Source organism: Alphaproteobacteria bacterium (genome assembly GCA_040216735.1).
In the GTDB taxonomy this organism is placed as follows: Bacteria; Pseudomonadota; Alphaproteobacteria; order SHVP01; family SHVP01; genus CALJDF01.
The window spans coordinates 227,666-245,612 of record JAVJOO010000004.1 but is presented as its reverse complement, the minus strand read 5'-3'; the positions used below and the strand labels follow the sequence as shown (position 1 = coordinate 245,612).

21 protein-coding genes and 1 tRNA gene are annotated in these 17,947 nt (G+C 62.7%); 7 read left to right on the top strand and 15 right to left on the bottom strand.

Annotated features, from left to right (window positions below; all coding sequences use genetic code 11):
* Positions 1-68: 68 nt before the first annotated feature.
* Together RID42_11550 and RID42_11545 are read right to left on the bottom strand one after the other, a co-directional pair.
* The gene (locus RID42_11550) at positions 69-578 is read right to left on the bottom strand and encodes an ATP-binding protein (GenBank protein MEQ8248301.1); all 510 of its coding nucleotides are present in this window, start codon (positions 576-578) and stop codon (positions 69-71) included.
* 251 nt (positions 579-829) lie between these two features.
* On the bottom strand, positions 830-1,336 hold the full coding sequence (locus RID42_11545; GenBank protein MEQ8248300.1) for a hypothetical protein: 507 nt from the start codon (positions 1,334-1,336) through the stop codon (positions 830-832).
* 161 nt (positions 1,337-1,497) lie between these two features.
* Here RID42_11545 and RID42_11540 point away from each other — a divergent pair, with 161 nt between their 5' ends.
* Positions 1,498-1,875 (top strand): hypothetical protein, encoded by a 378-nt coding sequence (locus RID42_11540; GenBank protein MEQ8248299.1) that lies wholly within the window; start codon positions 1,498-1,500, stop codon positions 1,873-1,875.
* 66 nt (positions 1,876-1,941) lie between these two features.
* Positions 1,942-2,592 carry a copper chaperone PCu(A)C gene (locus tag RID42_11535; GenBank protein MEQ8248298.1) on the top strand — a complete coding sequence of 217 codons (651 nt, stop codon included), beginning with the start codon at positions 1,942-1,944 and terminating at the stop codon, positions 2,590-2,592.
* A 28-nt stretch (positions 2,593-2,620) separates the two neighbouring features.
* On the opposite strand, the gene RID42_11530 is transcribed toward RID42_11535, so the two are convergent.
* Genes RID42_11530 through RID42_11520 form a run of 3 tightly spaced genes read right to left on the bottom strand, consistent with a single transcriptional unit; the run spans position 2,621 to position 4,417 of the window.
* On the bottom strand, positions 2,621-3,412 hold the full coding sequence (locus RID42_11530) for a class III extradiol ring-cleavage dioxygenase (GenBank protein ID MEQ8248297.1): 792 nt from the start codon (positions 3,410-3,412) through the stop codon (positions 2,621-2,623).
* 6 nt (positions 3,413-3,418) lie between these two features.
* Positions 3,419-4,048, bottom strand: coding sequence for a glutathione S-transferase family protein (locus RID42_11525; GenBank protein MEQ8248296.1), 630 nt, complete (start codon positions 4,046-4,048; stop codon positions 3,419-3,421).
* A 9-nt stretch (positions 4,049-4,057) separates the two neighbouring features.
* Positions 4,058-4,417, bottom strand: a complete 360-nt coding sequence (locus RID42_11520; GenBank protein ID MEQ8248295.1) for a DoxX family protein — start codon at positions 4,415-4,417, stop codon at positions 4,058-4,060.
* Positions 4,418-4,520: 103 nt separating this feature from the next.
* Here RID42_11520 and RID42_11515 point away from each other — a divergent pair, with 103 nt between their 5' ends.
* Positions 4,521-4,904, top strand: a complete 384-nt coding sequence (locus tag RID42_11515) for a helix-turn-helix domain-containing protein (GenBank protein ID MEQ8248294.1) — start codon at positions 4,521-4,523, stop codon at positions 4,902-4,904.
* On the opposite strand, the gene RID42_11510 is transcribed toward RID42_11515, so the two are convergent.
* From RID42_11510 to RID42_11490, 5 genes are all read right to left on the bottom strand, one after another.
* The gene (locus RID42_11510; GenBank protein MEQ8248293.1) at positions 4,901-5,512 is read right to left on the bottom strand and encodes a class I SAM-dependent methyltransferase; all 612 of its coding nucleotides are present in this window, start codon (positions 5,510-5,512) and stop codon (positions 4,901-4,903) included. The genes RID42_11515 and RID42_11510 overlap by 4 nt on opposite strands.
* 63 nt (positions 5,513-5,575) lie before the next feature.
* Entirely contained in the window at positions 5,576-6,373 is a 798-nt protein-coding gene (locus RID42_11505; protein ID MEQ8248292.1) for a DUF2497 domain-containing protein, read from the bottom strand.
* 257 nt (positions 6,374-6,630) lie between these two features.
* The gene (locus RID42_11500; protein ID MEQ8248291.1) at positions 6,631-7,575 is read right to left on the bottom strand and encodes a rhodanese-like domain-containing protein; all 945 of its coding nucleotides are present in this window, start codon (positions 7,573-7,575) and stop codon (positions 6,631-6,633) included.
* Positions 7,576-7,721: 146 nt separating this feature from the next.
* Positions 7,722-9,080 carry a TolC family outer membrane protein gene (locus tag RID42_11495; protein MEQ8248290.1) on the bottom strand — a complete coding sequence of 453 codons (1,359 nt, stop codon included), beginning with the start codon at positions 9,078-9,080 and terminating at the stop codon, positions 7,722-7,724.
* A 159-nt stretch (positions 9,081-9,239) separates the two neighbouring features.
* Positions 9,240-9,893: a protein-L-isoaspartate O-methyltransferase gene (locus RID42_11490; GenBank protein MEQ8248289.1), complete on the bottom strand. Its 654-nt coding sequence runs from the start codon at positions 9,891-9,893 to the stop codon at positions 9,240-9,242.
* Between the two features lie 117 nt (positions 9,894-10,010).
* On the opposite strand from RID42_11490, the gene RID42_11485 reads away from it, so the two are divergent.
* A complete protein-coding gene (locus tag RID42_11485; GenBank protein MEQ8248288.1) occupies positions 10,011-10,565 on the top strand; it encodes a flavodoxin domain-containing protein in 555 nt (184 codons plus the stop codon).
* Positions 10,566-10,599: 34 nt separating this feature from the next.
* Positions 10,600-10,673 (top strand) — tRNA-Cys (locus RID42_11480).
* Positions 10,674-10,677: 4 nt separating this feature from the next.
* Here the strand turns inward: RID42_11480 and RID42_11475 are convergent.
* On the bottom strand, positions 10,678-11,337 hold the full coding sequence (locus RID42_11475; protein ID MEQ8248287.1) for a FecR family protein: 660 nt from the start codon (positions 11,335-11,337) through the stop codon (positions 10,678-10,680).
* 137 nt (positions 11,338-11,474) lie between these two features.
* Positions 11,475-12,341, bottom strand: a complete 867-nt coding sequence (locus RID42_11470) for a LysR substrate-binding domain-containing protein (protein MEQ8248286.1) — start codon at positions 12,339-12,341, stop codon at positions 11,475-11,477.
* 190 nt (positions 12,342-12,531) lie between these two features.
* Between RID42_11470 and RID42_11465 the strand changes: the two genes are divergently transcribed.
* The gene (locus RID42_11465; GenBank protein ID MEQ8248285.1) at positions 12,532-13,968 is read left to right on the top strand and encodes an NADP-dependent isocitrate dehydrogenase; all 1,437 of its coding nucleotides are present in this window, start codon (positions 12,532-12,534) and stop codon (positions 13,966-13,968) included.
* A gap of 75 nt (positions 13,969-14,043) precedes the next feature.
* Here RID42_11465 and RID42_11460 read toward each other — a convergent pair whose 3' ends face one another.
* Positions 14,044-15,609, bottom strand: coding sequence for an ABC transporter substrate-binding protein (locus tag RID42_11460; GenBank protein MEQ8248284.1), 1,566 nt, complete (start codon positions 15,607-15,609; stop codon positions 14,044-14,046).
* Positions 15,610-15,957: 348 nt separating this feature from the next.
* Between RID42_11460 and RID42_11455 the strand changes: the two genes are divergently transcribed.
* Positions 15,958-16,482 carry a hypothetical protein gene (locus tag RID42_11455; GenBank protein ID MEQ8248283.1) on the top strand — a complete coding sequence of 175 codons (525 nt, stop codon included), beginning with the start codon at positions 15,958-15,960 and terminating at the stop codon, positions 16,480-16,482.
* Positions 16,483-16,557: 75 nt separating this feature from the next.
* Here RID42_11455 and RID42_11450 read toward each other — a convergent pair whose 3' ends face one another.
* Together RID42_11450 and RID42_11445 are read right to left on the bottom strand one after the other, a co-directional pair.
* On the bottom strand, positions 16,558-16,716 hold the full coding sequence (locus RID42_11450; protein ID MEQ8248282.1) for a YqaE/Pmp3 family membrane protein: 159 nt from the start codon (positions 16,714-16,716) through the stop codon (positions 16,558-16,560).
* A gap of 18 nt (positions 16,717-16,734) precedes the next feature.
* Positions 16,735-17,904 (bottom strand): pentapeptide repeat-containing protein, encoded by a 1,170-nt coding sequence (locus RID42_11445; protein ID MEQ8248281.1) that lies wholly within the window; start codon positions 17,902-17,904, stop codon positions 16,735-16,737.
* Between the last annotated feature and the right edge of the window lie 43 nt (positions 17,905-17,947).

Here is a 17,947-nt window from a genome sequence, read left to right as displayed (position 1 = left end):
GGTGCCCTTATTGCCCTCCCTGCCCTTCCTCAGACGCGCTGGGGGAGGAAGATCGAACTGAGCGGCAATCAGGCAGGTTCGGTGGCGATGAATTGGATGTCGCGGGTGGCGCATTCGGTGTCGTCTGGGGGTTCCCACATACGACTGGCCATTTCGAAGATGGCGTCGGGGACAACCATCGAAAACGTTGCGCCCTTCTCCGCGTTGCGGCGGTGGACACGGGCGCGGCGCACCTCTTTGGGGGCCTCGAGGACATACACGGTGTGGGCGTAGCCGGCAGTGTCGAGGCGGGCGTAGAAGTGTTGCCGGGCCGCGCGCTGAATCAGGCCGAGTTCCAGGATGGCGTCGGTGCCGATGTCCATCAGGTTGACCGCGATCTTCCAGATCTGCTCGATGCAACGGTCTTTACGCGCGAGGTACCACGGCATGATGTCGCCGTCCGGCCTGTCGGGCACGAACAGCGTGGCCATCCAGTCGTCCAGTGCCAAATGTGGCGCGGCATAGGTACCGCTGAGTTGGGCCGCAAAGGTCGACTTGCCGGCCCCCACGGGGCCTTCGATCAGGTGGATGCGCGCCATCGGGATGTCCGTCGTTTCGGAGGGGGCGGCCAACCTAACACCTCAGCGCCTAAATCTTGGACCGATCTTTCGGCGGATCGCCGGGCCGCCACCGAATAACGGCCCACCCCGGGACCCGCGCCCGGAGGGGGGTCCGGGAACGGTCGGGATGGGCCGCGTTCGGCCCGCGCGGGGCGCACCGCCTTTGAGGGAGGCTGGCGGCGCGCCCGTCGCCGGGCGATGGATGACCGGGGTTAGAACCCCGGTTCGGTCTATTCGTCGTCGCGGTCCCGGCGCGGGCCGCGGTGGTCACGGTCGTCGTCGCCGCGGCGGTCGCTAACGTCGCGGTGACGGCGGGGGTTCAGTTCGTCCGCGTTGAGGACGCCGTCGCCATTGCGATCCATCCGGGACACAAGGTTGGCGTAGGGTTCGCTGAATTCCTCGGCGGTAACGATGGAGTCGCCGTCGTCGTCGTGGCGCTGGAATTCATCGACCATGCGTTCGCGGTAGGCGTCCAGCCACAGCGCCTGATACTCCTGGAGCGACAGGGTGCCGTTGCCGTCGGTGTCGAACTTGGCGAGCCTGTCGGTCCGGAACGTATCGATCTCGGCCTGAGTCAACTGACCGTCGTTGTTGCTATCGAAGGTTTCGAGCAGGCCGGCGCCATGCCCCGCTCCGCCATGCATGGCGCGCATGCCGTGGGGCCCTGCCGCGAGAGCCGGGGCGGACACGGCCGCGATGCCGAGTGTGGTGAGAAGCGCGAGGGTGATCTTGTTCATCGTGATCTCCGGGGTGAGGTTTCCGTTTTTCGTCTTCGGAAGTTCACACGGGGGGATATAGGCACTCCGTCGGCGAATCCGGATTAAACTTTGGTAACGTCTGCGTTGGCGCGGCATCGTGCCGCATTGAAGGTCGCCGGGGCCGGACGCACTGTGCCGCCATGTCCGCACGGTGTCGCAGCGCGGCCTTGGCCGCCCTCTTTGCATTGGTCTTGCAGACCTTGTTGCCGGTTGCCGCCAGTTTGGCGGCGCCCGTCGCGGGCGACGTTGTGGTCATTTGTTCGACCGATGGACTGAAGGTCGTCCGCCTCGATTCACGCGGCGTGCCGAGCGACGAAGCGCCCGCTCCCGACCCGCGCGGCGCCCATTGCGACCATTGCCCGCCGGGTCAATCCGGTGCAGTGGCGTTGCCATTTGGCGGCAGCATGCCGCTACCAGCGCAAGCCGCCGCGCTACGTTCCACCCCGCTCGACCGGACGGCACCCACCACAACCGCCGTCAACCGCTACCGCCCCCGCGCCCCACCGACCACCGTCTAAGTTCCGATGTATTCCGCACGCACCTTCACGGTGCGTCGTTCCGGTTCCAACGACGGAGAAAAACCCTTGTTCCATGTTCGCCCTTCCCTGATTTCCCTGCATCTCACGGCATTGGCTGTCTGCTTGGCGATTGCCGCCTATGCGTCGGCTGAACCGGCGCGGCTGATTCTGGCAGCTCAACCCAGTCCCACGAAAGTAATGGACCACGGTGCACGCCATGACGGTCACGCCCATGACGACAAAACCCACCATGACGACGACCATGACAACGACCACCACGACCACCACGACAACCACGGCGATCATGACCACGACGCCCATCACGACGGCGGTCATGCCGCGGTAGGGCCGGTCTCGATCGATGGGGCCTATGTGCGCGAGAGCCTCGGGCGGGCGCCCAACTCGGGGGCCTATTTGACGCTACGCAGTACCGCGCCCGACCGGTTGGTCGCGGTGGAGTCGCCCGCGGCCGAGCGCGTCGAGCTGCATACCCACATGATGGACAACGACAACGTGATGCGGATGCGGCCGGTCGACGGCATCGATGTCGCGCCCGGGGCACCGACACTGCTCCAGCCGGGCGGGTTTCACATCATGCTGCTCGGGGTCCACGCGCCGCTGGTGGCCGGTGCGACCATCCCACTGACGCTGACGTTCGAGAAAGCCGGCAGCGTGTCGCTTGAGGTACCTGTGCGGCGCATCGCCGAGCGCCGTTAGAACGCTGAATGGCGGAGCGGCGCGAAACCTAGCCGAAGCGGATGCCGGTGAGCTGGGCGCCCATGATCACGTCCGTAAAGACCGCCGCGCCCGCCTCGTCGGCGGCGGCCCCGGCGGCGATCATCAGGGGGATCAAATGTTCCTCGCGGGGGTGACTGGCCGCCGCGCCCGGCGCGTCCGCCCAACCGTCCAACGCCGCAGCGCGTGCCGCACCGGCTTGTTCCACCGCGCCGCACAGCCAGGCATCGAAGGCGCGAGATGCCGCGAGACCGTCCCCGTTCATGAACCCGCGCATGTTGTGATAGCTGTTTCCACTACCCAAAATCAGAACGCCCTCATCGCGCAATGGCGCAAGCGCCGCGCCGACGCGGCGGTGGAACGCCGGATCGAGGTCGGGCCGCAACGAAATGGCGACCGTCGGGATCTCGGCCTCTGGCACCATCACTTTCAGCGGAACAAAGACGCCGTGATCGAACCCGCGGGCGGGTTCGTCTTCGCTAGGGATCCCGGCCCCTGCGAGAAGAGTGCGGATCCGGTGGGCAAGGTCGGGCAACCCCGGCGCAGGCCACGTAAGTTTGTAGGTGTGCGCGGGGAAGCCGCCGTAGTCGTAAAGAAGCGGCGGGGCAGGCATCGCGGTGACGCGTAGCGGATCGGTTTCCCAATGGGCGCTGGCGATAACGATGGCTTTCGGCTTTTCGGGCAGGCCGGGGATGAGCCCTTCAAGCCAGGTACGAAGCCGGTCCCAGGCATCGGGCGGCGACCACTCCATGAAAAAGCATGGCCCACCGCCGTGGGGAATGAAGAAGGTCGGTTGACGCACAGGTAATTACGCCTTGAGGAACGCCACGATGGGGGCCGACGCTTTTTGCCACGAGTCGCGCGTTTCCATCCGTGCGATCCATGCTGCTACCCGCGGTGCGGCACTAAGGCTGATCCGCGCGGCATCGCGGAACATGAAAGTCGACGCGAGCGCGAAATCGGCAATGCTCAGATCGCCAGCGATCCAGTCGCGATCACCAAGTCCGCTATCGAATACTTTGAGGAACTTGTCGATTTCGACTACCGAGTCAGCGATCTTGCTTTCATCCGGTTCGCCCATACCGAATTTCTTTTTCATGGCGCGCTCGAAACCCACCTTTTGCATTGCCGGTCCGAGGTGAATGGCCTGCCAATACGACCATTGGTCGATCTGCGCCCGCGCGACAAGGTCGTCGGGGTAAAGGCGTTTCGCGGGGTCTTTACCTGCAAGATAGGCGTTGATCGCGCGACTCTCCCAAAGCCCAAAACCATTGTCGTCGAGAACGGGCACCTTGCCGTTCGCGTTCAACGCCTTCATCGCATCCGGCGCACCATTGCGCAGATCTACATCGACGATCTCAAGTTCGATGCCGAGTTCCGCGGCGACCGCCCGGACGCGGAGACAATTCGGCGAGAAGTCCGCGTTGTAGAATTTCATGCCCACCCCCTACGCTCCCATCACCATCGCGGCGAAATCGCTCGCGCGTTCCACGACCAAAAAGACGGTTGCGACCAGCAACACGAGTGGCGCTACTGCCATCGGCGCCTCTTTGCTCATCACATGCGCGATCACGGCACCAACCATGATGACGGCCAATCCGGTTGCGCCAAGAACCGCGAGGCTTGGGATTAACAGAAGAACGCCGCCGGTCACCTCGCCCGCGCCGACTACGCGTAGGAACCACGGGGGGAAGCCGTATTTGGCGAAGTTGTCCTTCATCATTTTGACCTGCGCGAGTTTCGCCCCGCCGGCCAGGATAAAAATCGCCGCTAGTACGTAGCCGATGATCGATACGGTGAGCTCCATGGCGTTCCTCTTGATCGCGTTGATTAATAGGAAGGTTCATATATGAATTTAGGCTACTATCGAAAGTAGGTACTTTTTAGTAACCACTATCCGAGGTAACCCAATGTCGCCGAGAGTTCCGCAATGCCCGATGGAGGCGCTGCTTAATTTGTTGAGTGGCCCTTGGACGCTCTACATCATGTGGAACTTGATGGAAGCAGGGCCGATGCGATTTGGCGCACTGCGCCGGGCGGTTGCCGGCATTTCGACGCGGGTCCTGACCGAACGACTCCGACGCCTGGAGGACACCGGACTAATCTACCGGGAACACAAACCGACGATACCGCCCGAGGTGACATACGGGGTTACCTCGCGCGGTATGGAGTTGCGAAAAATCCTGGGTGAATTGGCCGGGCTCGCCGAACGGTGGGACATCGGCGGTGGGAACGTGCAAAACCAACCGACGGCGACTCCGGATTTCGACCCGAAATCCGCACCGCTTCTCTAGTTGGCGATCTTCACCGACATTTCGAGGCCCGAACCGACCGAGAGGTAGTGCGACCGCACGTTCGTTTTACTTCGGACATGGCTCTGGTAGCGCTTCATCAGTTCCTGGACGCTTTCGGGAAACGTGATGTTGTCGGCAACGACGCAGCCGCCGATGCGCATCTTTGGCAACAGCGTATCGAAGTAATCGAAATAGTCGTCCTTCCACGCATCAAGGAAAGCGACGTCGATAGGACCGTCGATCGTCTTGACGATCTCCTTGGCGTCGCCTTTGCGGACCTCGACGATATCGTCGAGCCCAGCGCGTCGGATGTTGTCGACGGCCTGGGTATGTTTGCTGTCGAGTTTTTCCATTCCAACGACCCGGCCGCCGGTGGCGCGCGCCGCTTCGCCCAACCACAACGCGGTGTACCCGATCGACGTGCCGACCTCGACGATCAGCTTGGCCCCTTTGGTGCGGATCAGAAGATTGAGCAGACCGGCCGAATGCGGCCCCGCGGCAAGCGCAAAGTCATCGGCGTTGAATGACTCTCCACTGCTGATCCGCTCACGTTCTTTCGTGATTCGCTCGTCGAGTTCGGCGATGACAGTTTCGACTTTCGAATCCACCGGTCCCTCTATGCACGCAACCCAGTGCTGTAACGATCGGGCGGACGGGAGTAGACGCCCCGACTACTTTTCGGCGCCGTGGGCGATCTTGGCGATTTCTTTTTCGACGATGCGTTCGACGACCGATGGCAGGTTCTTGTCGAGCCACGCCTTCAGCATCGGTCGGAGCAGTTCCTTGACCAGGTCCTCAAGGGTGCGGTGGGGGTCGCCGAGGGGCTGACCGCGCATTTGCACAGCAGTGCTGGAGAGTTGGGCGAAAGCGCTCGCCGCCGCAGAAGCGGTCGCGGCATGGAGCAGACTGTCGTGCGTTGGCGGTGCCGTCGCGGCATCGAGTGCGGCCTGGAAATCGTGCGGGGCCGGCTCGTCTTCCGGTTCGGGCTCGGGTTCCCGTTCAGGCTCGGGTTCCGGTTCGGGCTCTTCTTGGTGCAGCGGGTTGCCGTCGGCGTCGAGCTCGACCACGTTGCCGTCGTCCAGCACCATACTGGTGAGATCGAGGGCATCTTCGACGACCGGTTCGTCCGCCTCTTCGTCATCGTCCTGGGCGGCGAGCGGTTCGGGCTCGTCCTCCGGTTCGTCTTCGGGCTCTTCTTCCTCGGGCAACTCGGGCTCGTCGTCCAGGTCCTCTTCCTCGACTTCGGGCTCGGGCTCGGGCTCTTCTTCGGGTTCGTCGATCTCTTCCTCGACATCGCCCAGGTCAAAATCGTCCTCTTCGGGCGCTTCGTCCTCGGGTTCGTCGTCGGGTTCGGGTTCGGGCGCTGCCGCGGCGGGCGCGTCGCCTTCATCGTCCTCCGAAATGATCCGCCGAATCGACGAGAGGATTTCCTCCATCGTCGGTTCTTGGTCGGTCCTCGGATCGCTCATTGCTGCTCGGACACCGGTTGATTAGACGCCGCCAAGCGGCGAAGTTACGCGAGATATGCTCAAAAATCTAGCACTAGGGGCCAAATATTGATTTTTTGTTAAGGTCACCCCCCACCGATAGGGCATGGCACCCTGCAAGAGCAAGCGGAAAGAGAGAAATCGTCCATCTATGGGGGAAAACTAGGCGATTCAGCCAGGTTGGACGCGGTGGAAACGGCGCGGCACTGCGATTTGTGCGCCATCTGCGCGATCGCGCTTTAGGGCCGTTGGATCTCCCCGATGTCGCGCAATATTTCTAGCGGGTTGTCGGGCACCAAGTTCCACGCCTGCATGCCTCCGTGGTAAAGGCGAACGTCGCGATTGCCGAGAATGACCCGCAACGCAAACCACACCAACGATCCAGCTAGGGACGTATTGCCGAAGACGATAATCGGGCCTCGCTCCGGGACGTCCGTGAATCTGAGGATCGCGCGCAGGTCCTCAACGGTTCTGAAACGCCCACCGGCGTCGACGGTCATCCAGTTCCCCGGCAAACTCATGGCGCCGGGAATCGTGCCGTAACGCGGAATGAGGGCGGTCTTGTTGACCCCCACGAACTGGCCCCGCAGGCGCCCATCGACCAACACAAGACCTGCGGGACGATCACGCACATCCGCCGTTTGTGCACCCCCAACCAAGGGCGCCGACACCGTATAGGTTGTTTGCCCGCGAATGACCGCAGTTTGGTCGATCGAAACACCGGGTGTTTCGACAAGCGCCTTGAATCCGCCATCGAGAATGACGACATCGGCGTGTCCCATTCGCTTGAACAGCCAAAATTGGTCGGTCGCCGTCGCCACGTCCATCCAGCCTTCGCCGCGCGACACGAGGACGACCTTCTGATCGCTGGCGATACCCAACTGTCCCATCCGCGCCGCGAATTCGGCGGATGTCGGGAGGCGCGGCAGCCCGTCCCCGCTCCGAATTACGGTCGTCGCCGGGTCGATATTGACGGCGCCACGGAGATGCCCGGTTCGGTAGTCCGCTTCGCGTCGAAGATCGACGACCACGATCGCCGGATCGTTCAGGTTCGCCACAAGCCACCCAGGACTCACGACCGACGCAAGGCCTTGCCCGTACGACGGCGCGGTTAGGGCGACCGCGGCGAAAAGAAAGCAAACGACGAACAGCCGCCGCGAGAATTGCGAAGTCGTTCTCGACATTTGGATTACAATGGCACGAATTCCCTGTCCGCTCCATCGCAACCGAACAGTCCTGCAGGCGCGAGGGGTTCGTTCCTGCTCCCCACCTTAGCGGCGCGACCGGTTGGACCGGGTGAGAACGCTGATCCCTACCCCGCTAAAGCGGTTTAGCGGGTCTCGTCGGCGATGTCGCGACCGTAGAGTTTATTGCGGACCGTTTTATAGTTCGCCGTCGGATCATAGACCTCGACGGGCAGGCCCATTTGTTCGGCCGACAACCGGCCGAGGGCCACGCGGAGATCGAAGCCGGCAACGAACTCGTCGCGCTCCGAGCGCACCAGCGCCACTTGCGCGTTGAGCAGTTCCTGCTGGGCATCGAGTACGTCGAGCACGGTGCGCGAGCCGACTTCGGCCTCTTGACGCACACCGTCGAGGGCGACCTCGGCCGCTCGCACCTGATCGACATTCGAGCGAATTTGGTCGGTGGCCGAATTGAGTGCTGCCCAGGCTTGGGTCACGCCTTCGACGACCGCGCGGCGTTGGGTTTCGATGTCGATACGCCGCTGGCTGTTGGTCTGTTTGGCCTGGCGGATTTGCGAGTATTCCGAACCGGTTTGGTACAGGGGCACAGTCACCGTCGCCGAGATGCTGGCACTGTCGGCGCGATTGTTGAAGGTGCTGGTATCGTAGGACCGCCCGACCGAACCGGTAAGGTTGACGGTGGGCAAGATCACCCCTTCGGCGACGTCGACAGCTGCACGGGAGGCTTCTTCGCTACGGAGCGCTTGGCGTACCAACGGGTTCTCTTCCAGAGCGATACGCCGCGCCTCCTCCTCGCCTTCGGGCAGCGGTCCGAGTGGCGGTACCCGCGTCAGGTTCACCGGCTCCAAACCGATCACGCGGCGGAAGGTTGCGCGGCTCGATTCAAGAACGCCTTGCGAGGCGACTAGAAAACTAATGGCGCCCGACACCCGAGCCTCGGCCTGGGCGACGTCGGTGCGGGTAAGCTCGCCTACTTCGAAGCGGTCGCGGGTGGCTTCGAGCTGACGGCGCAGACGGTCGAGGTTGGCGTCGTTCAGTTCGACCACGGCTTGGTCGCGCAACACATCCATGTAAATGCGAACGGTCGATTGCAAAACGGACTGTTCGGTCTGACGCAGGACTTGCCGCGCCGCTTCGATATTGGCCTCGGCCTGGGCAATACCGTTGACGGTTCGCCCGCCGCGATAAATCGGCTGGGTGATACGCAGAGTGGCGCTTTGCGGTTGCGAATCGGACGACCCGGTGCTGCTGCCGTCGGTGTGGGACAAACCGGCATCGCCGGAAAGAGTTACCGTTGGCCGCCAGCCGCTAAGCGCTTGGGACACGGTTTCGTCAGTAGCCCGCAGCGCCGCGCGCTGGGATTGCAGAGTGGGGTTATTTTGGTAAGCCGCGATGAGGGCGTCTTCCAGCGATTGGGCCGAAGCTGCGGACGCCGCGAGAAACCCGCCCATGGCGTAAGCAAAGACGCGCGCGGGTGTCTTCATGGGGCGATCCTTTTTGCTGATTCGGCCAAGATGGTTAAGACTTCCACGGTGTGCGGCTGGATGTCCGTCGCTTCCCTAACGTCAAGTTTGGACCGCATTCCCGACAACACACGTAGGTGCGCCCGTTTGCCGTTCAACCGTGCGTCCAAGACGGTGCGATCAAAAGGCGAAGGCTTTGGCGCGGGCAAAACCGGGGAGCGGCGGCACCGCAGAGTCGAATAACGGCCGATGCCCGATAACGCCCCCGCTTTCGAGATAAAGAGTGGCCTTGCCGGTCGGTCCGCTGCGCAGGACGCAGGCGAGGCGTCCGCCCGGCGCGAGTTGCGCCAGGAGTGCCGGCGGTACTTCTTCAACGGCGCCACCGATCAAGATCGCGGCGTACGGCCCTTGATCGGCGCACCCCGCCGGCAGCGGCCCTTCGATGATCGCGATGTTATCGATACCGACCTTGGACAGATTGTCACCGGCTTTAGCGGCAAGTTCGGCGTCGCTCTCCACAGCCACGACCGTTCCGGCCAAGCGCGCGAGAACCGCGGCGCTATACCCGGTACCGCAGCCGACATCCAACACCAAATCGCCGTCCCGGATCGCGAGCGCTTCGATCAGGCGGGCGAGTACAACCGGTTCCATCAAGTAGCGGCCGCGCGCGACCGCGAGGTCCTCATCGACATAGGCCACACCGGCCAGCGATTTGGGGACGAACACCTCGCGTGGGATGGCCCCCATCGCCTCGAGAATGCGCGGATCGTGGACCCGCGTGGGCTCAAGCTGGCTGAGTACCATGTTGCGTCGGGCGGCGGCGTAGTCGGTCATACAAAAATGTCCAAACCCTTACGTACCGCCGGGTTATACGGTTCCCGGGGGGCAAAAACAACTGGGCGGATCGGCACCGCCCGTGCAGCGCCGACCGCGCCGCAGTAAGATTTGCCGATGCGTGCCCCCATTCTGGTTGCCTTCGTCTCCCATGACGGACAAACCGCGCGAATCGCCCACCGACTGGGCGAAAAGTTGGTAGCGGCGGGTCTGCCGATCGATGTCGTCGATTTGGCCCGCAGCACCTGCACACCCGATGGGGTGCGCGCGGTCGTCCTCGGGTCGTCGGTGCGCTACGGCGGTCACGCCAAGGTGTTGAAAGCGTGGATCGGACGCCACCGGGGAGCGCTTGGAACCCTACCCGGTGCGTTCTTTTCGGTCAGCTTGGTCGCGGCATCGACCCGCGAGAGGGACCGCGGGGTGGCTGAACGCCTTGCCGCAGATTTCCTGGCGGCGGCCGGATGGCGGCCCGATGCGGTGCGATGCTTCGGGGGCGCGCTGCGCTACCGCCAGTATGGGGTTCTGTTCCGCCTGATGATGTGCCGGATCGCGGCCAAAAGCGGCGGCAGCACGGACACTAGCCAAAACCACGACTATACCGATTGGGGTGCGGTCGATGCGTTTGCCGAGGAGATTGCCGGGCGGCTACAAACGCCGCCGACCCAGCCTTGACCCGCCGGGGCCACAAACCTATACACGCGGCTGTGGCCGGGTGGCGGAGTGGTTACGCAGAGGACTGCAAATCCTTGTATACCGGTTCGATTCCGGTCCCGGCCTCCACTCTCTAGTGTTGGCCGCCCCCACCGTCACCGCTGTCGCCGCCACTCGGGTTGGTATCGCCGCCGCCGTCACCGGTGACCCCGGGATCGTTGACGACGACATTGGCGTCGAGCGATACCGCGCCGCCTGCCGCGAAGATGGCAGCCGACCCGGCAACCACGATTGCGGATGCGCCGCCCGATAGTTGGGTCACTTCGACCTCGCCCTCCTCCACTTTGACCGAGGTCGATCCGTCGTCGGCAACAACAACAAAGAAGTCCGTACCGCGAATGCCGATCGAGACAGTCGGGGTGACTAGGCGAACGCCGCGCTTATCGAGCTTGCCACTCACGAATCGGAAAACACCCTTCGACAGATTGAGAGCCATTTTGCCCGACGACACATCGGGGTCGTAAACGAACTCATCGAGGGTCACGCGGCTTTCCGCGCCTAGGCGAAAATCCGTGCCGTCGAGGAAGGTCAAGTGAAGACCGCCATCGCTGACCGTCTCGACGACTTCGTTGGTGACGACTTTGGTGCGCGGAAAAAGGGCGCGCCGGTTTTCGGTCGCCGGCGTCCCGTAGGCGTAGACCAGAACCGACTGGACGGAACCGATATCCAGCGCAAGAGCGCTTGGAACGGTCAGGGGTAACGCCAATACGGCGGCAAAAACAAAGCGGTACATCGTTGTCCTTCAGGTTGATGCCGTAAAAATTCGCGGCGTTGCCGGGCGTAGGGGCGTCGAGGCAATCGGGTGTCTGCACAACATAGTAGAGCCGCCACCGCGCCGCAAAACGAACCGGCGTGACCCAAATGGGTTCCCTAATGGGCGTGTTCCAACTCGCGCACAATGTACTCACCAAGGCGTGCGGCGGCGGCACCGAGCTGCGGCGCCTCGAGAAGTGCCATCTCGGTATCCCGCAGGTCTGGGAGGCCGCTGGCTTCGTCGTCGAAGATCAGTAGATCGGGCGGCACCATTTCCTTTGGCAGCACGGTGATGCCGAGACCTGCCCGCACCGCCGCGTGGGTGCCGGCGAGCGACCCGCAGGTATAGGCAATGCGCCACGTGCGGCCTACCGCGTCGAGGGCGTCGGTCGCGCGTTTGCGGTACACGCACGGTCGGGGCGATACCGCGAGCGGCAACGGCTCCGCCCGTTCGGTGAGGCGGTGCGTCGCGGCGACCCACACCAGCGGTTCGCGCCAGACCCGGGTGCCACCGGCCACCGTCGAGGGTTCGCGCTTGACCAAGGCGAGATCGAGACCGCCGTCACGGAATCGCTCCAGGATATCGAGCGTCAACTCGCAGGTGACTTCGATGGCAACCCGCGGATGGGTCGCGGCGAAGCGCGCCAGGACATTTGGGAGATGACTGGTAGCGAAGTCCTCGGGCGCGCCGATGCGCACCAGACCCGCAACCTCGGGATCTCGCACCCGCGCCGCCAACTCGTCGTGCAGGCGCAATATCCGGCGCGCGTAGTCCAGGATCACCTCGCCATCGCCGGTCAGCGCAAGGCTGCGCGGGCTGCGTTTAAGCAGCCGGACGCCGAGCTTTTCCTCCAGGCGCTTGATTTGGAGGGAAACCGCGGACTGACCGCGCATGAGACGCTCGCCAGCCTGGGTAAAGCCGCCACTGTCGACGACCGTTGCGAAGGTACGCAACAGGTCCGTATCGATATTTAGATCCGCCATCGGGGTGCCTTTAGGATTAATAATTGCAATCTTAAATCAATAAACTATCAATTTTGTCAATGAAATAAGATCCGTCATGTTTGCCTCGTCCGCAACCCGACCGAGGAGAAACGTCATGAATGTTAACCCGACCGCTTCGAACCCCGCGCTGGAGGAACTTGCCAGTCTGATGCCCACCGCGAGCGACGGGCTGACGCCGATCACCGTCGCCTTCGGCGACGGCATCGGCCCGGAGATCATGAAGGCCAGCCTGAAGGTTTTGCTGTCCGCCGGGGCCCGTATCGCGATCGAACCGATCGACATCGGCGAACGGATCTACCAGGCCGGCAACTCGGCCGGGATCACGCCGGAGTCCTGGGACAGCCTGCGCCAGACCAAGGTGTTCTATAAGGCGCCGATCACCACGCCCCAGGGCGGCGGGTTCAAGAGTTTGAACGTCACGGTACGCAAATCGTTGGGGATGTTCGCCAACGTCCGGCCGGCCACTGCCTATGCACCGTTCGTGGCCACCAAACACCCCGAAATGAACGTCGTCATCGTGCGCGAGAACGAGGAAGACCTTTATGCCGGGATCGAACACCGGCAGACCGACGAGGTCTATCAGTGTCTGAAACTGATTTCGCGGCCGGGCTGCGAGCGGATCGTGCGCTACGCCTTCGAGTATGCGAAGGCCCACAATCGCAAGAAGGTCACGTGCTTCACTAAAGACAACATCATGAAGTTGACCGACGGCCTGTTTCATAAGGTGTTCGACGAGATCGCCGCGGAATACCCGGACATCGAAAACGAACACTGGATCATCGACATCGGTGCGGCCAAGCTCGCCGACACGCCGCAGGTCTTCGACGTGATCGTCATGCCCAATCTCTACGGCGACGTATTGAGCGATGTCGCGGCGCAAATCGCGGGATCGGTGGGCCTCGCCCCGTCGGCGAATATCGGCGAACACTGCGCCATGTTCGAAGCGATCCACGGCAGCGCGCCGCGCCGCGCCGGCCAAGATTTGGCCAATCCATCGGGGCTGCTGCTTGCGGGCGCGATGATGATGGCCCATGTCGGCCAACCCGAGGTCGCAACCCAGGTGCACAACGCCTGGCTCAAGACCATGGAGGACGGCATCCACACCTACGACATCTTCGATGAGAAGGTGTCCAAACAGAAGGTCGGCACCGACGCCTTCGCCGATGCCATCATTGCCCGCCTTGGCCAGAAACCCGCGACGCTTACCCCGGCGGTCTATGCCAAGGGTGCCGGGGCCTTTGCCGTCCCCAAGGCGGTTCGGCACGCACCCGCGAAGAAAGACCTCGTCGGCGTCGATGTCTTCGTCCACACCACGCAACCGGTCGACGATCTCGCCAAGGAATTGCTGGGCGTGACCAACGGCTCGTTCGAGTTGGCGATGATCACCAACCGCGGCGTCAAGGTATGGCCTAACGGGTTGCCGGAGACGTTCTGTACCGACCACTGGCGGTGCCGCTACTTGGCCAAACCCGGCAAGCAGTTCAATCGTGCCATGATCGCCGAACTCTTGCAGAAACTGGCCGCCAAGGGGGTCGATTTCGTCAAGACCGAGCACCTGTTCAACTTCGACGGCGAACCCGGCTACTCGCTGGGTCAGGGTCAATAGCGCACCCGACGCGGCGCGAACAAAAAAAGGGCGGCCCCAGGGGCCGCCCTTTTCGTTTTGGATCGAGTCTTCGCGTTAGCGCGAAGAAACCTCGAACGTCTCGTACGGGATTTGCAACAGGTGGTGCGAGAAGTTCTTGATCCGCGGGTTGTAGCCCATCATTTCGTCGAACTCGACGAGGAAGACGATCGGGGCTTTTTCCGTGGTGATGCGGCCCAATTCCTTGAGCATGTTACGGCGTTTGTCGGGATCGAACTCCTTCAATGCCGCATTGATCATCGGCATATCGCCTTCATCGCAGAAGTAGGGGGCCTTGCCGCCGTGCTTGAGGCACGAGGCGAAGACTTCCCAGACCCGACCAGCGTCCATAGTCGCCGTCAAATCGAAACCGATGCCGAAGCCTTCCCACGGCCAGTCACCCTTCAGCCAATGTTCCAGCCACTGACCTGTCCCGGCAAACTGCTGGGCGATCAGAGAAGCGTCGACACCGATCTGCCGGATGTCCTGAATCGCGGCTTCGTAGGCATTCTTGAAGTTCTCATCGTTGACGATGGCGCGCACCTCAAACTTGAGGCCCTTGCCGTCCGGGAACCCAGCCTCGGCAAGCAACTGCTTCGCCTTTTCCGGATTGTAGGGGTAGCCCTTCACGTCCGGGTTGTACCCGTTTACGCCCGGAAAGGCGGGCTGGGTCGACGGGCGGGCGTATTTGCCGAGGAACAACGCATCGGCAATCGCCTGCTTGTTGACCGCGTAGTTGAGCGCTTGGCGCACCCGAACGTCGGCCATCGGCGTGTCGGTCTGGGCGCCGTTGCGGTAGGACACAATGGTGATGCCCATGTTGCGCGAAGACGGACGGGCATAGATCTTCATCCCACCGGCTTCGATCGCCGTCGCTTCGTCAGGCGAGATCGCCGTGTTGATGTCGATTTGGCCCGACAGCAACGCCTGGGTCCGCGCCGGCGCTTCCGGCAGAACCTTGAAGCTGATCTTGTCGACGCTGGTGATCTTCCGCTTAGAGCGCGGATTCGGCACCGCGACCGCATCCTCTTCGGTGAACGAGATCGTGTAGGGGCCGCTCCCGACCGGATCCTTGGTGATCCCGGCGATGCCACGATCCATGAAGTCCTTGGGGGCGATAATCGACGGATCGCGCGCGTTGACCGGCAGGATCGGATTCGGGGTCGGGGTGATGAGGTCGAAGGTGTAGTCATCGACGACTTCGATGCTGGCGATATAGCCCTTCATCGTCTTGGCCTGGGAGAAGACCCCGCCTTCGTCGGTGTACCAGAAATCGAACGTGGTCTTGACCGCGTGGGCATCGACCGGCTCGCCGTTCGAGAACGTATTCCCTTTTGCCATGTGGAAGCGCCAACGGGTCGGCTCAATCGCCTCCCAGCGGTCCGCGAGGCCCGGGCCCGGCGATCCGTCTTCCTGGATCTTGGTCAGGGTCTCGAAGACCGGCGCCCAAGCAAAAACACCCGGCGTGCACATGCAGCCCGAGAAGGGATTTCCCTTGCCAGCGCCGAACATCCGCACCGCGACCGTCAGTTCCTCCGACGACGCGGTTTGTGGCAATACCACCGCCAAACTCATTACGGCCGCCCCGGCGAGAGGCAGCACATGCTTCTTCAATAGGTTCATACGTCTTGTCCCAAATTTGTTGTTAAGACCGCCCTGTTAAGACCGGGCCACCTTACCCCAGACATTCCAAGCTGTCCGGTCATTTCTTTCGGGCCTGCACTCTCGCTCCGCTTGCCTGCACGGCATTGCCAAGGCCTTTAGGTAATCGTGGCAAAACTACCATAGATTGATTATCTAAAATATAATCTCTCTAAAAAGCTGTATTTTCTATTTCGGATACTCCTCGTATTTATTTCGAATGCTATCTTGTTTGCTCCAGGGGGCGGGATTATCTCTAGACGGTCGCGAGGGATCGCGACCCGCATGGGCCATCCGGAGTCGGTGGCCCACTTTGGAGTTCACCCCAGAATGTCTACGCTTAAAAAGGTAGCCGCGGCTGTCGTCGGGATCGGTGTGCTTGCCGCCTCCCCGCTCAGCCACGCTGCAACGACCGCCGGCCTGACCTTGACCGGTGCCGTCCAATCGATCCTCGCCGTCACCGTCACGCCGACCGCCTCAGCCTCGGGTCTCGACCTCACCGCGCTGGTTTCGCAGTTGAAGATCGCGACCGTCAAAGCCGAATCGAACAGCGTTTCGGGCTACGTTGTCTCTGTCAGTTCCGCTAACCAAACCGGCGGCAACTGCCCAACGACGACGGGCGCCTGCTTCTACAGCCCGGTCAGCGCCAGCGCCAAGCTCGGCTTCACCGTCGTGCGCGACAGTGTCGGCGTGTCCTTTACCGGTGCGAACGGCACGTTCATCAACAAGACGTCTCGCTCGATCGTGGGCGGCGACAACTACGACGCCAAGATCAGCTATGACGGTTCCAGCGCGAACCTGCCGCAGGCGACGAACTACAGCGAAACGCTAACGTTCACGATCGCGAACCAGTAAGGCTATTGACCGGCGCTCGAATTGGGGCGCGCGCCGGTCCCAGCCCGCCTTTCGTGTCGCAGGAGAAGCGTTCGCCTACTTCGTTGCAATCACCCACACCGCGTGAACGATTCCAGGTATGTAGCCCAGCAGCGTCAGTACGATGTTGAGCCAGAAATGCAGACCTAGGCCGACCTGGAGAAAAACCCCTAGCGGCGGGATGAAGATCGCGATCACGATTCGAATTAAGTCCAACACCATCCCCTAATCTCCCTATAGATCGCCGCAGGCCGAGGTATCCGAACCGGTCAGGTCGGTGCCCGCCAACAACGCTCCAGCGAAGGTCGGTGCTTTGACCCGACCGGTGGTGCCGCCGCCCGGGGCCTTGATCGGGACGGCATCCAAAACAACGCCGCGCAACTGCGCGCCGCGTAAATCGGCGCCGACGAAGGTCGCGCCCGACGCGTCGGCGCCGTTGAAGACCGCCTTGGCAAGCTGGGCGCCGTTGAAATCGCACAGCATCAGTCGGCAGTCGGCGAAATTCGCGCCGGCCAAGTCGGCGTCGTGGAAGGCCATGCCGCTGAGATCGCGCCCCGCCACATCCAACGCCTTCATCGTGCGTCCCGAGAGATCGCCGCGCGCGCCACGCGAACCGCCTGAGTCGACCCAGGCTGCGTGATCGCGCAGCACATCCTCGACCGGAATCTCGTCGTAGATCCGGTCGTCGGCCGACACCGGCGGCCCGTCGAGATCGCTCTCCGCCCGGGCCACGCCGTCGAGGCGGGCGCCCTTCAAATTGGCGCCCTCGAAGGTCGCACCTTTGACCGAAGCCTTGGTGAGGTCGGCGTTCTCCAAGTTCGCCTCGGCCAGAATCGCACCGCCGAGATCGGCCTGGCGCAAGTTCGCGCCGCGAAGATCGGCGTCGGACAAGTCTACATGCGTCAGATTGGCACCGGCGAGATTGGCGCCCTTGAGATTGGCGCCGACGAAGCTCGACCCTTCAAGATTTACACCACTGAGTTGGGCTCCTGCCAGAGTCGCCGCATCGAACCGGCCTTTAGCCACGTTGGTGACCTTGGCGCCGAAGGCCTTGCCGGTTTCGTAGTTGATGGCCGTGCCGCCGCGCAAATCCGCGTCGGTCAAATCCGCACCATCCAGCAGCGCGCCATAGAGGTTGACGCCGCGCAGATTGGCCCCGGTCAAGTTGGCGTTTTCAAGGCTGGTATTGGCAAGGTTAGCGCCGAAGAAATCGGTGCGGCTGAGGTCGGCATCGCGGAAGAACGCGCCTTCGCAATCGGCGCGGACGAACTTGGCCTCGCGCAGCGACCGCTTGGCGAAATCCAGGCGGCGCAGTTCCGCGCCGGTAAAATCGGCCGGCTTGCCGCCGCGGCCGGCGGCCCAGGCGGCATGGGCCTTGAGGGCATCGAGAATCTTTTGGTCCAACGGTGGTCTGCTTTCCTCGGCGAAGACGAACGTGGCCGCAGAT